Source organism: Pseudomonas sp. R1-7, assembly GCF_051132105.1.
In the GTDB taxonomy this organism is placed as follows: Bacteria; Pseudomonadota; Gammaproteobacteria; order Pseudomonadales; family Pseudomonadaceae; genus Aquipseudomonas.
The window spans coordinates 1,779,064-1,792,424 of sequence record NZ_CP071661.1 but is presented as its reverse complement, the minus strand read 5'-3'; the positions used below and the strand labels follow the sequence as shown (position 1 = coordinate 1,792,424).

13 protein-coding genes are annotated in these 13,361 nt (G+C 63.0%); 5 read left to right on the top strand and 8 right to left on the bottom strand.

What is annotated here, in order from left to right:
* Window positions 1–8: 8 nt before the first annotated feature.
* The 8 genes from J3P79_RS08010 to J3P79_RS07975 form a co-directional block, all read right to left on the bottom strand.
* On the bottom strand, window positions 9–1,046 hold the full coding sequence (locus J3P79_RS08010; protein ID WP_434609517.1) for an AI-2E family transporter: 1,038 nt from the start codon (window positions 1,044–1,046) through the stop codon (window positions 9–11).
* 60 nt (window positions 1,047–1,106) lie between these two features.
* Window positions 1,107–1,913: a DUF4892 domain-containing protein gene (locus J3P79_RS08005; protein ID WP_434611395.1), complete on the bottom strand. Its 807-nt coding sequence runs from the start codon at window positions 1,911–1,913 to the stop codon at window positions 1,107–1,109.
* 141 nt (window positions 1,914–2,054) lie between these two features.
* Window positions 2,055–2,906, bottom strand: a complete 852-nt coding sequence (locus J3P79_RS08000) for an alpha/beta hydrolase (protein WP_434609515.1) — start codon at window positions 2,904–2,906, stop codon at window positions 2,055–2,057.
* Window positions 2,903–3,697: an alpha/beta fold hydrolase gene (locus J3P79_RS07995; RefSeq protein ID WP_434609513.1), complete on the bottom strand. Its 795-nt coding sequence runs from the start codon at window positions 3,695–3,697 to the stop codon at window positions 2,903–2,905. The genes J3P79_RS08000 and J3P79_RS07995 overlap by 4 nt, the downstream gene beginning before the upstream one ends.
* A 148-nt stretch (window positions 3,698–3,845) precedes the next feature.
* Entirely contained in the window at window positions 3,846–4,289 is a 444-nt protein-coding gene (locus J3P79_RS07990) for a hotdog fold thioesterase (RefSeq protein WP_334597095.1), read from the bottom strand.
* Between the two features lie 10 nt (window positions 4,290–4,299).
* On the bottom strand, window positions 4,300–4,794 hold the full coding sequence (gene sixA / locus J3P79_RS07985) for a phosphohistidine phosphatase SixA (RefSeq protein WP_434609510.1): 495 nt from the start codon (window positions 4,792–4,794) through the stop codon (window positions 4,300–4,302).
* Entirely contained in the window at window positions 4,791–5,138 is a 348-nt protein-coding gene (locus tag J3P79_RS07980) for a DUF4389 domain-containing protein (protein WP_434609508.1), read from the bottom strand. Before J3P79_RS07980 ends, sixA begins: the two co-directional genes overlap by 4 nt.
* Before the next feature lie 30 nt (window positions 5,139–5,168).
* Window positions 5,169–6,194: an NAD(P)H-dependent glycerol-3-phosphate dehydrogenase gene (locus J3P79_RS07975; RefSeq protein ID WP_434609506.1), complete on the bottom strand. Its 1,026-nt coding sequence runs from the start codon at window positions 6,192–6,194 to the stop codon at window positions 5,169–5,171.
* 200 nt (window positions 6,195–6,394) lie between these two features.
* Here J3P79_RS07975 and J3P79_RS07970 point away from each other — a divergent pair, with 200 nt between their 5' ends.
* From J3P79_RS07970 to fabB, 5 genes are all read left to right on the top strand, one after another.
* Window positions 6,395–8,518 (top strand): TonB-dependent receptor plug domain-containing protein, encoded by a 2,124-nt coding sequence (locus J3P79_RS07970; protein WP_434609504.1) that lies wholly within the window; start codon window positions 6,395–6,397, stop codon window positions 8,516–8,518.
* The gene (locus J3P79_RS07965) at window positions 8,519–9,451 is read left to right on the top strand and encodes an ABC transporter substrate-binding protein (RefSeq protein ID WP_434609502.1); all 933 of its coding nucleotides are present in this window, start codon (window positions 8,519–8,521) and stop codon (window positions 9,449–9,451) included. It begins immediately after the preceding gene.
* Window positions 9,448–11,349 (top strand): ATP-binding protein, encoded by a 1,902-nt coding sequence (locus J3P79_RS07960; RefSeq protein ID WP_434609501.1) that lies wholly within the window; start codon window positions 9,448–9,450, stop codon window positions 11,347–11,349. The genes J3P79_RS07965 and J3P79_RS07960 overlap by 4 nt, the downstream gene beginning before the upstream one ends.
* 250 nt (window positions 11,350–11,599) lie before the next feature.
* Window positions 11,600–12,115 (top strand): 3-hydroxyacyl-[acyl-carrier-protein] dehydratase FabA, encoded by a 516-nt coding sequence (fabA, locus tag J3P79_RS07955; RefSeq protein ID WP_030138344.1) that lies wholly within the window; start codon window positions 11,600–11,602, stop codon window positions 12,113–12,115.
* A gap of 11 nt (window positions 12,116–12,126) precedes the next feature.
* Window positions 12,127–13,347 carry a beta-ketoacyl-ACP synthase I gene (gene fabB, locus J3P79_RS07950; protein ID WP_434609500.1) on the top strand — a complete coding sequence of 407 codons (1,221 nt, stop codon included), beginning with the start codon at window positions 12,127–12,129 and terminating at the stop codon, window positions 13,345–13,347.
* The last annotated feature ends 14 nt before the right edge of the window (window positions 13,348–13,361 follow it).

Here is a 13,361-nt window from a genome sequence, read left to right as displayed (position 1 = left end):
CCGCTGCGTTATCGCGCCTGGCTCTTGCTCCAATCCGTCAGCAAGCTGTACGCCACCGCCAGCAAGGTCGGGCCGATGAACAGTCCGATGAAACCGAAGGCAATCAATCCGCCAAACACCCCCAGCAGCACGATCACCAGCGGCAGGTTTCCGCCGCGGCTGATCAGGTACGGCTTGAGCACGTTGTCCACGCCGCTGATGATGAACGTGCCCCAGATACCGAGGAATACCGCCATTCCATACTCGCCCTTCCACGCCAGCCAGGCCGTGGCGGGGATCCAGACCAGCGGGGGCCCCATTGGAATCAGGCTCAGGAGGAAGGTGACGATGCCCAGCACCAGCGCACCCGGCACTCCGGCGATCAGGAAGCCGATCAGCGCCAGCACGGCCTGGGCCGCGGCAGTACCGATCACGCCATTGACCACTCGCTGCACCGTGCCGGCGACCAGCTCGACGTAATACCCGGCCCGGTCACCGATCAGCCGCTCCAGCAGCCCTTGGACAAATGCTGCCAGTCGCGGGCCATCCCGGTAGAAGAAGAACACGAACACGATGCTCAGTGTCAGCTCGAGGATCCCACCACCAATCTGCGCGCTACGCGCCAGCAACCAATTGCCGACACGCCCCAGGTACGGCTTGATGGAGACCATCATCGCCGCGCCCTGCTGGTCGATGCCGTTCCAGAGGGTGACCAGCCGCCCGCCCACCAGCGGCACTCCGGCCAGCCAGTCTGGAGCTTCGGGCAGGCCATCGACCTGCACATCCCTGATGAAGGCCGTGGCATCGCGCACATGATCGGCGAGGTTGAACCCCAGCCACACCAGCGGCACCGCCACCAATATCATCCAGCCTACCGTCAGCAGGGCCGCCGCCAGGGACTCACGACCGTTGACCCAACGGGTCAACAGGCGCATCAGCGGCCAACTGGCGAAAGCCAACACCGCGCCCCAGAACAGCGCCGACCAGAATGGCGCCATCACCCAGAGGCTGGCGCCGAACAACACCAGGAGCAGGATCTGCACCAACAGCCGATCGTTATTGAGCATGTGAGGTCTCGAAGAATGAACAAAGCCGAGCTAACGGCGGCAAACGCGTATCCCGCCAGCTTATCGCAACAGCTCAAGGTGCAAGCCCGCCGAATCAGCGCTGGCTGCTTCCATCCTGGCCGCCCGGACGCCCTGCTCGATCAGCGCCTGGCGCCACGCCTCGGCGTGTGGGCCGGCGATGCTGACCCGAAGGCCGGTGTCCAGGTTCAAGGCCCGGGACAGCAGGCGCGACCAGGTATCATCCGGTTCGCCGGCAAGACGCGGCAAGTCCAGTACCCCGGTGTCCTTGAGCTGGCGCAACAGCGTCGCCGAGGTCGGCAGCACATCCCCAAGGGGCGCGCGCGCTTCGAACTGCTCGACATGGAGGTAGGCCTTGCGGTTGCCACGGGTGATGGCATACAGCGCGATCAGCGTGTTGTCCGCCGGCGGCGCCAGGCGCAGCAACAGGTAGGCCTGGCCATTATCGGCGCCATAGAGCTTGGCATTGCCGAACACCTCGTTGGCCCACAGGCTGCTTTCGCCACAATCCCGGGCCTGGCACCAGAACAGCAGCTCGGCACTCTGTTTCTGCAACGCTTCGCGGGCAGCCGTAAATGCCTGCGTGGCGGTATGTTCCGGCGGCAGTTCATAAGTCACCGAGGTGGCGTTGCCACGGGCGTCCACCTGGCCGTCGAAACGCAGCTGGCCGCTGATCTTGCGGATCGAACCCATGGGGTAGATACGCTCCAGGTCGCTGGTTTGCCGATAATCGACGATCTGCGCGTCGGGCATGCGCGGCACGCGTTCCAGATCCTGGCTGCCGGGTACATCGGCAGCCAGCGATAGCGGGCCGAAACCGGCCAGCGCCAGCAGGACGAATGAATGAATGGACAGTTTCATTGGATCGGCTTCGCCTGGGTCCGCGCGACGCGAAGGCGTCCGTCAATGCGCAGCAAGGCGAGTGGGTAGGTATCAGTCATGGTTGGCTCCCTTTCAACCCGCCCAGCCTCGACACTTGCCCGCCGCAAGTCAAGAAACGCTGAAGAACCGATTGAAACAGTCTGCTACAAGCGCCGCCCCGGACTCATCGTTCAGGTGCAGATGATGGCCGCCGGGCAGCTGTTCATGACTGAAGGGTAGACGCTCCAGCAATTCCCGGTGTTGCCCCAACATGCCCTCGGCCGCGACCACCAGATGGGCGGGACAAGCGACCCGCGCCACGAAAGCCATGGCCTGCTCATCGGTCAGGCGCAGCGGGGATGGCAACGTCAGGCGATTGTCGGTGCGCCAGGTATAACCCCCGGGCACCGGCATCAGGCCGCGCTGGGCCAACAACTCGGCGGCCTCGCGACTGACCGCCACCAGTCCCTTCATGCGAGCTTCGATGGCGCGGTCGAGGGTCTTGTAGACCGGTTTGCGTTTTTGCTGCAGATCCAGCTGCGCCTGCAGGGCCATGCCCATGCGCTCCGCCGCATTGTCACCTTTGCCCGTAGGAGGAATCACCCCATCGATCAACCCCAGGTGCGTTATCCGCTCCGGCAAGGCACCGGCCAATACCAGCGAGACAATGGCGCCCATGGAATGCCCCAGCAGCGCGAAACGCTTCAAGCCCAACTGCTCGGCGACTTGCAGCACATCGTGGGCATAGTCCCACAAGGCGTAGCCGGCGCCAGCCGGGCGGTGCCCAGAGTGACCGTGGCCGGCCATGTCCAGGGCGATCACCCGCACGCCGTGCAAGCGGGGCGCCAGCCGGGCGAAACTGTTGGCGTTGTCCAGCCAACCATGCAAGGCAATCACCGGCCGGCCATCTTCCGGCCCGAACAGATGGGCCGCCAGCTCGATATGGGGCAGGCTCAGGCGAACCTCTTCGACGACGCTCATGCGCTGCGTCCTTGCCAGCGCTGCAGCACGTCCTTGAGCAGATTGGCCGTGTCCTGTGGATATTCCAGAGGAAACATGTGGCCGCCGGGCATGGTCAAGGATTCGCCCAAGGGCATGCGTCCCACCGAGCGGGTGTGATGGCGCATCACCACGCGACTCTGCCGGCCCCGCACCACCGCCAGCGGAACTTGAAGTTTGCGCGCCCGACCAGGGCTGGTGTGTGGTACGCCACGGTAGATGCTGATTTCCGTGGCCGGGTCAAAGCGCAGTCGCAACCGATCACCAACAGGCTGCAAGCCATGTTGCAGGTAAGCCTCGAAGCACTCCGGGTCGAAACCGCGAAACAGCGTCTTTCCGGCAAAGTACTGGCGCGCCGACTCCAGATCGGTGAACTCCTCCCGCCGCCCCAGCGTCCGCCCGGCTGGGGTCAGACGGTCGATGAAGCCCAGGCGCTTGGCGGCCAGGATCATCCAACGGTCCGCGCGGGTCAGTACGGGGGAGTCGAGCATGACGACGCCCCGATACAAATGGGGGCTACGCAATGCTGCGTGCAAGTGCAGCACTCCCCCGAGGGAATGCCCCACGCCCCAGACCGGCTCCGATTGCTGCTCCAAGTGATGAATCAGTTCATCCACGAGGTTGTTCCAATTGTCATCGACCGGGAATCGAGGGTCATGGCCATGCAACTCGAGGTGCGCGACCTCGTACTGCGGCGCCAGCGCGTCGAACAGCTTGCCGTACGTGGCCGAGGGGAAACCATTGGCGTGGGCGAAAAACACCTGTTGCGACATGTTGGCCGATCCATTGCGAGAACTGCGACCGATTGTCCGCAGAACCCGATGGTGCGGCAATGACCGTAACTGACAGGAATGATGACCGCCGGGGTTGGGATATGGAGTCCTGCCCTCGCCACAACGGACTGCTCCAGCCCGGCAGACATTAACGCACTGGCGGCTGCTCACCCAACGGCACCACCGCCATGGTCAGCCGCGATACGCAGTTGACTTTGCCGTCATCGTTGACCAGGCGGATGTCCCAGACCTGGGTGGTGCGGCCCAGGTGAATCGAGCGGGCCGTGGCCGTGACCCGTCCGCTGCGCACGCCACGCAGGTGGTTGGCGTTGATCTCCAGGCCCACGCAATAGAATTTGCTGGTATCCACGCACAGATAGGCAGCCATGGAACCGACTGTCTCGGCCAGCACCACCGAAGCGCCGCCGTGCAGCAGGCCGAACGGCTGGTGGGTGCGGTGGTCGACGACCATGCTCGCGGTCAGGGATTCGTCGTCGAAGGACTCGAAACGAATGTCCAGCACTTCGCTGATGGTGTTTTTACCGGCGGCGTTCAATTGTTCGATATTCGGGGTGGTGCGCCACAGACTCATCGTTGCCTTCCTATATGATTTTTTTGTTTTTTTCGACCGGCAACCGCTTTGTAGATGGATGCTTGAGGCTCTTGAGCTTCATCGCACCGGCCAGCGGTAGATCCCCTTCCAGCTCGGCCAGGCCAGCCGTCGAAACCTGTTCCGGTTGCTGCAAATGACCGTGCTGCAAGAACCCCAGCAGGCTGCCCACCAGCGGGTTATGGCTGACCAGCAGAACATTGTCCTGATCGTCCAGGTGTTTCAATACGTCAGCCGGTCGGGTCTCCGGCGTCAACCAGTCCACGGTGATCAATTCAGGCTCGAATCCGAGGGCCTCGCGCATCAATTGCGCGGTCTGCTGAGCACGTACATAAGGGCTGGCATAAATGGCCCGCAAGGGCTCACCCATCAGCCGACCGGCGCTGAGCAACACTTCCTCACGACCATGGATCGTCAACACCCGCTGCGGATCGGGACGGACCCCGTGGGGCTCGGCCTCGCCATGACGCAATACCCACAGCTTCATAGCTTCGGCTCCTCGTCCCGGGCCGGGTGCGGAGCCGGCGCCACGGTGTGGGGCGCTTCGCCTTCCGGTGTACGTGGGGTCGGCCAGTCGGCGAATGGCCAAGGCTTCTGGTCACTGTGAAAGGTACCGAAGCGGCCGATCTGCGCAAGGAACTGGCTCAGGCTGTCGCCGAAATTCATCAGGCTGGCGCTCGGTGCGCCGTAGATCAACCGGTATATCAACTGCACCAGCACCACGGCGCCGAGGATGAATTGCGCCACCTGCCAGACCAGCAGGTAAATCACCATCCACAGCACGCGCAGCAGGATGGATTCGTATTGGGGCTGCCCTTTCGGATCGTTCATGGTTCGCTCCTGCTTGCGGTCAAAAGAGGCTCAGTTGAAACCACTGGTGGAAATAAAGTCGACGTCAGTCTTGGGTTCGCCACGCATCAACAGTTCAATCACCTGTTCCAGCGTGCGCCCTTCGAAGAGGATCGCATGCAGCCCGGCGACCAGCGGCATGTACACCCCCGCTTCCTGGGACTTGGCCTTGAGCACCTTGAGGGTGTTGACCCCTTCTGCCACTTCCCCCAGGCGCGACACGGCCTCGTCCAGGCTCAGGCCCTGGCCGAGGGCAAACCCCACTTGGTAGTTGCGGCTCTTGGGCGAGGAACAGGTGACGATCAGGTCGCCGACCCCGGCCAGCCCGAGAAAGGTCATCGGATTGGCGCCCTGGCTCACGGCGAAACGGGTCATTTCCGCCAGTGCCCGGGTGATGAGCATGCTCTTGGTGTTCTCGCCCATGCCCAGCGCGACCGCCATGCCGGCGATGATCGCGTAGACGTTCTTCAGCGCACCGCCCAGTTCCACGCCGAAACGATCGGCGCTGGCATAGACGCGGAACGTACGGCCATGCAGTGCGGCCTGGACGCACTGGCACAACGCTTCATCTTCACTGGCCACCACGGTGGCCGTCAGGGCATGTTCGGCAATTTCGCGTGCCAGGTTCGGCCCGGAGATCACGCCGATTCGCGCCTTGGGGGCGATCTCTTCGAGGATCTCGCTCATCAGTTTGAAGGTCTGCGCCTCGATGCCTTTGGTCAGGCTCACCAGCATTTTGCCGCTCAAGCGTTCGGCATGCGGGGCCAGCACCGAGCGCAGTGCGCTGGAGGGCAAGGCAACGAAGAACAGATCGCTCCCCTCAAGTGTCGCCTGCAAATCGGTGACCGGTTCGACTTCAGGCCGGACCTTGATGCCTTTGAGGTAACGCGGATTCTCCCGGTTGACCCGGATGGCCTCGGCCTGCTCCGGGTCACGCATCCATTGGCGCACCGCGTGACCATTCTCCGCCAGCAGGTTAGCCACGGCGGTGCCGAAACTCCCGCCTCCCAGGACCGCAATCGGGCGCTGTTCAGTCATATGCAATCCGCTCTTCCATACCAAGTGGCAATGCCGGGCATTATACGGAGCAGCCGGAGCGCGACCAGCCCCGTCCGCAATTACCCATCGCTGTAGGAAGCTGACCACCAATCCCTAGGAAAATGCTGTCAACGTGAATGGAAAAGTCGTTCGGCTCGGTTAACATGCCCGCCATCCTTCTTCATTCCAAAGGCTGTGCCGTGTCCGTTGGCCCTTCCCGTCCAGGTTCATCATTGCTATTGGCGCTGATCTTCAGCCCGCCGGTGGTGGCCGACGACTTGTTCGTGGACAACCAGCCCCTTCCCCAGGTTCTGACCGCCACGCGCCTGAAGCAGTCGCCGGCGGCGGTACCGGGCAGCATGACCGTGCTCGACAGCGAACTGATCAAGGCCAGCGGTGCCCGGGACATCAGCGAACTGTTGCGCCTGGTGCCAGGCATGATGGTCGGCAACCTCAGTGGCAACCAGGCCACGGTCAACTACCACGGCACCAGCGCCAGCGAAGCGCGGCGCATGCAAGTGCTGATCGACGGTCGTTCGGTGTACCGCGCCGGCCTGGCGACGGTGGACTGGAGCGATATACCGGTCGCCATGGAAGACATCGAGCGGATCGAGGTCTTTCGCGGGCCCAACACCGTCAGCTACGGCGCCAACGCCCTGATGGCCGTCGTCAATATCATCACCCGCGTCCCCGCCGACAGCCACGGCACCCGCTTCAAGATGACCCGGGGCCAGAACGGCATCAGCGACTGGTACGCCAGCCAGGGCAGCGGCTGGGAAAACGGTGACATGCGGCTTTCGCTGTCCGGCCAGGAAGACGACGGCTTCGACAGCGATCGCAACGGCGCCGACTACCGCGACAGCCGGCGGCTGAACCGCTTCAACCTGTCAGTCAGCCAAACCCTGGACGAATACCAAAGCATCGATTGGCAATTGAACGCCAAGGAGGGGACCAATCAGCGGCCCTACACCTATCGCCCAGTGTTCGCCGGGATCACCGCGGCTGGGGATAACTCCGACGTCAGTGCCAAGGACTACGCCGGTTCGCTGCGCTGGAACCTCGACCTGTCCCCCAATCACAGCCTCTACGTACAGGGCTCGATGCAACATTGGGATCGCCAGCAGACCTGGCGCGCCTGCGATGCCGAGGTGTCGTTCAGCCCGCAGTTGACTGACCTGTGGCAGCTCAACCCCAATTATGCCGAGAAACTGGCGCGCAACATTCCCAGTTTCCTGGGCACGGGGGCGCCCGCCGGCACCGTTGAGGAACAGGCGCTGGCCAATCAAGTGCTTGATCAATGGCGCAACGGCGCTTCCCGGACGCTGTGCGGCGACATCGACCAGAGCGCCCGGGAGTCGCGCTATGACCTGGAGATCCAGGACACCCTGAGCCTGTCCGACAGCCTGCGGCTGGTCACCGGGGCGAATTATCGCTACGACCGGGCCGACTCGGAGACCTACTTCAACGGCACCCTGGACGACACCACCTACCGATTGTTCGGCCAGATCGAATGGCGAGCCAGCGAACACTGGCTGCTGCAGGGGGGCGCGATGTTCGAGGACACGCGCCTGACGGGCAGCTCGCTGACCCCACGAATGGCGATCAACTACCTGATCACCCCGCGACACGGCCTACGGGCCGTTTACTCCGAGGCGGTGCGCTCGCCGGACATGTTCGAGAACAACGTCAATTGGAGCTATCAGGTCACCAACCTGCGGCCCACCGCCTTCGGCCAGGACAGCGCGCGTTATTTCGTGCGCACGCGCGGCCCGGGGAACCTGGACCAAGAACACATGCGCTCGCGGGAACTGGGTTACAACGGTTACTTCTTGGATTGGGGCCTGGCGGTGGACGTGAAGCTGTTCCATGACGAGATCACTGGCATGATCAGTGAACCGTTGCGCAACAACCAGTACATCGCCAGTAACAGCAACGAATCACAATTCAGCGGCGCCGAGACCCAACTCGACTGGCGGGTGACCCTGGCCGATCGGCTGCGCCTGACCTACGCCTATGTCGATGCGTTGGCCAGCAATCCCCTCGATGAACAACTGACCGCCCGCAACAGCGGTTCGGCCGGCTGGCTGCGCGATTGGGGCCGGGGCTGGAACAGCGCGATCTTCTATTACGCCGCCGACGCCCTCAATGGCTACCGCTACGAACGGATCGATACCCGCCTCGCCCGGCGCATTCCCCTGGGCAAGGCCAGCCTGGAACTGGCAGGCACCCTGCAACAGCGCCTCGATGATCAGCCAACCACGTTCGCCGACAACCGCTACGACTCCCGGCATGTCGTGTATTTCAGCGCGGAGTTGTCCTTCTAGATGGCCCGGGGCCAATCTTGCACAACGCCCTTTCGTGGCCGCCTGTGGTGGTGGCCGTGCCTGGTATTTGCCTGCCTGCTGGTCACGCTCGAGGCCCGTGCCGCTGAGATCCTGTTGACTGGCGCCCAGGACAGCACCGGCGTGCAGTCATTCACCCAGGCCTTGCAGGCCCGGCGCCCCCAGGATCGCGTGCGATTCGCTCCGTTGGCCACCCTGCCGGCGCCGGATCGCTTGCCTGAGGATGTACGCCTGGTCCTGCTTGATCCGCAGAGCCTCGATTGGCGCCTGCAAACGCCTCGGGGGCCGGCCACCCTGGTGCTGCGCATCAGTCGCCAGCAAGCCCGCGAGCGCCTGGGCGAAGCGACGCCCGGGCACCTCAGCCTGCTCTGGAGCGATCCGCCGATGGGCCGGCAATTGCGCCTGGTTCGTCAAGTCCTGCCGCAAGTGCGACGGGTCGGCGTGCTGTACGACAGGCACAGCGAGTTCCTGCTCAAGGACCTTCAGCAGGCCGCGCTGCCGCTGGGCCTGGAGATCGTCAGCGAACGCTGGGACGACACCAACGACAGCCGCCCGCTGCAGAACCTGCTGGGCCAGAGCGATGTCTTGCTGGGCCTGGACGACCCCGACCTTTATAACCCCAAGACCGTGAAGAACCTGCTGCTCAGCAGCTACGCCCGGCAACGCGCACTGATAGGGCCGAGCGCCGCCTTCGTCAAGGCCGGCAGCCTGGCCAGTACCTACAGCGACCAGGAAGACTGGCTGGCGATACTCGACGAACTGCTGGACCGCCCCGCTTCCACCTGGCCGCGCAGCCTGTACCCGCCCCGCTTCAAAGTCTTGAGCAATCAACAGGTCGCCCGCTCGCTGGGGATCGAACCGATTGACGCCGAATCCGTCGCTGCGCAGCTGGCAGAAGGAGAACACCGTCCATGACCTTGCGTCGCCGTTGGGATATCAATACCCGCACCCAGCTCGTAGCCCTTGGCCCGGCACTCCTGCTGACGGTGCTGTTGATCAGCTTTTTTACCTTCGTGCGAATCCAGGACTTGCGCCAGGAACTCAACCACACCGGGCAACTGATCGCCAATCAGTTGGCTCCGGCTGCGGAGTACGGTGTCATCTCGGGTAACAACGACGTACTGGAGAGCCTGCTGACGGCCACGCTCGCCACCCCTCACGTGCGCTTCCTGGAAGTCCAGGACCGCACCGAGCGGGTCCTGGTGTATGTCGAGCAACCGTCGCAAACCCGCAATCATTCCCAGCAGGTCGAAGTGTTCCAGGCCCCGGTTCGCCTGCAGCGCATCACCCTGAACAATGACTTCCTGCAGGGCAACACTCCGTCCACCGAGGCGCCCGGCGAGGATTACCTGGGTCGCGTCATTGTCGGCATGTCCAACGACGCCTTCAGCCAACGGCAGCAGGAGATCCTGCTCAAGGCCGCGGTCCTGGCCCTGTTTGCGCTGCTCTTCACGTTCCTGGTGGCGCGCCGCCTGGCAGCGAGCCTGTCGCAGCCGATTCATGACATGGGCCATGCGGTCAAGGCGATCCAGCAGGGTGACTACAACACACCGCTGCCGATTGTCGACGATGGCGAACTGGGCGCCCTTTCGCGGCATATCAACAACCTGGCCGAGGGTCTTGAACAAGCAAGCCGCGAACAGCACCAAGCCATGGCCCAGTTGATCAAGACCCGGGAGGAAGCGGAAAAGGCCAACAGCGCCAAATCGGAGTTCCTGGCGATGATGAGCCACGAGCTGCGCACGCCCATGAATGGCGTGCTGGGCATGCTGCAATTGCTGGAAACCACTCACATGACCGATGAGCAGCACGAATACACCGCGCTGGCATCGGAATCCACCGAGCACCTGTTGAAGGTCATCAACGACATTCTCGACTTCTCGCGCATCGAACGCTCGGCACTCGAGCTGGAACATATCCCGTTCAACCTGGCCGAGCTGGTGGGCAACTGCGCCCAGTCGTTCCAGCACAGCGCCGCGCAGCGCAAGCTGGGACTGGACCTGCTGGTCCCCGACGACATGAAGCCGCTGCAGGTACAAGGCGACCCGACGCGGATCAGACAGATCCTGGTCAACCTGATCGGCAATGCGTTGAAATTCACCGACCAGGGTCGCGTTACCGTGCAGTGCCAATGGCAAGCCCTGGATCACGAACTGCTGTGGTTCACCTGCACGGTACGCGACAGCGGCATTGGCATCCCGGCCGAAAGCCTGGAGCGGATGTTCGATGCCTTCCAGCAGGCAGACAGTTCGATTTCGAGACGCTACGGCGGCACCGGCCTGGGCTTGCCCATCGCCCGCACCCTGGCCGAACGCATGGGCGGCACCCTGCGAGCCCAGAGCCAGGAAGGCCAGGGCTCCGTGTTTACCCTGGAAATTCCGTTGGCCCTGTCGCGCCAGGCCCCAGCACCGCTGACCCCGCGCCTGCCCGGAGGAAGCGGCGATGGAGAAGGCCGTAACGTCTTGTTGGTGGAGGACAATCCGGTGAACCAGACGGTGATCGAAGCGATGCTGCGCAGCCTCGGCTTCAAGGTCAGCGTCGCCACCGACGGCGCCCAGGCCGTACGCAGCGCCGAGAGCCTGATTTTCGAAGCGATCCTGATGGACTGCCGGCTTCCGGTGATCGATGGTTACGAAGCCACCCGGCAGATCCGTCAGTTGCCCGGCTGCACCGAGGTGCCCATCATTGCCCTGACCGCCAATGCCCTGCAGGGTGACCGCGAAGCCTGCCTGGCAGCCGGCATGAACGATTACCTGGCCAAACCCTTCAAACGAATTGACTTGCAGCAGATTCTGCAACGCTGGGTGGGGTAAATGCAGTCCCTTGGACCATCTGCGACTGGCGTGAAAGTCGAAAGTGCGGCAGTCTTAAGCACCCGGCCACGCCTCGATCGGGGAAGGAATAACTATTTCAGTGCACAGGTGTACATTGATTTTCCCGTGTGCTGTGACTTTCACTACAACGCAATAGTCTATGAGTAGGCTGCCGACTCGAGGCATGAACGCTTCGATCGGCCGGGAAGATTTGCCCCACCCTGCCGCATGGGACTATTGAGGAGCTCGCATGACCAAACAAAACGCCTTTACTCGGGAAGATCTGCTGCGCTGCAGTCGCGGTGAGCTGTTCGGCCCAGGTAACGCGCAACTGCCCGCCCCGAACATGCTGATGGTGGATCGCATCACCCATATCAGCGACGAGGGTGGCAAGTACGGCAAAGGTGAATTGGTCGCCGAGCTGGATATCACTCCGGACCTGTGGTTCTTCGCCTGCCACTTCGAAGGTGATCCGGTGATGCCGGGCTGCCTGGGCCTGGACGCCATGTGGCAGCTGGTTGGTTTCTTCCTCGGCTGGCAAGGCCTGCCGGGTCGCGGTCGCGCCCTGGGTTCGGGCGAAGTGAAATTCTTCGGTCAGGTCCTGCCGACCGCGAAGAAGATCACCTATAACATTCATATCAAACGCGTCCTCAAGGGCAAGCTGAACATGGCCATTGCCGATGGTTCGGTGGCTGTCGACGGTCGCGAGATCTACACCGCCGAAGGCCTTCGGGTCGGCGTTTTCACCTCCACTGACAACTTCTAAGGGTTATCCGCATGCGCCGCGTCGTTATCACTGGTCTGGGCATCGTTTCGTGCCTGGGCAATGACAAAGAGACCGTCTCCGCTAACCTGCGTGCAAGTCGCCCTGGCATCCGGTACAACCCGGAATATGCCGAAATGGGTCTGCGTAGCCAGGTTTCCGGCTCCATTGACCTCAACCTCGAAGAGCTGATCGATCGCAAGATCTACCGTTTCGTCGGCCACGCGGCGGCTTATGCCTACCTGGCCATGAAAGACGCCATCGCTGACTCCGGCCTTACCGACGAACAGGTGTCCAACGTGCGCACCGGTCTGATCGCCGGTTCCGGCGGCGCGTCGACCCTGAACCAGATGGAAGCCCTGGACATCCTGCGCGAGAAAGGCGTCAAGCGCGTTGGTCCTTACCGCGTCACGCGGACCATGGGCAGCACCGTTTCGGCCTGCCTGGCCACGCCATTCAAGATCAAGGGCCTGAACTACTCGATCTCTTCCGCTTGCGCCACCAGTGCCCACTGCATTGGCAACGCTGTCGAGCAGATCCAGATGGGCAAGCAGGACATCGTCTTCGCCGGCGGCGGTGAAGAAGAGCACTGGAGCCAGTCGTTCCTGTTCGATGCGATGGGCGCCCTCTCCAGCAAACGCAACGACACACCGCAAACCGCTTCCCGTGCCTACGACGCCGACCGTGACGGTTTCGTCATTGCCGGCGGCGGCGGCATGGTCGTGGTCGAGGAGCTGGAACACGCCCTGGCCCGTGGCGCGAAGATCTACGCGGAAATCGTCGGCTACGGCGCCACTTCCGACGGCTACGACATGGTTGCGCCAAGCGGCGAAGGTGCCGTGCGCTGCATGCAGATGGCCATGTCCACCGTCGACACACCTATCGACTACCTGAACACCCACGGCACCTCGACCCCGGTCGGCGACGTTGCGGAAATGAAAGGTGTGCGTGAGGTGTTCGGTGACAAGGCTCCGGCCATCAGCTCCACCAAGAGCCTGTCGGGTCACTCCCTGGGCGCCGCCGGCGTTCACGAAGCGATCTACTGCATGCTGATGATGGAAGGCAACTTCATGGCCGGTTCGGCCAACATCGACGAGCTGGATCCGGAAGTGGCCGACCTGCCGATCCTGACCCAGACTCGCGAGAACGCCACCATCAATACCGTGATGAGCAACAGCTTCGGCTTCGGAGGCACCAACGCCACCCTGGTGATGAAGCGCTGGCAGGGCAAGTAAGCCCCGCCGCTACG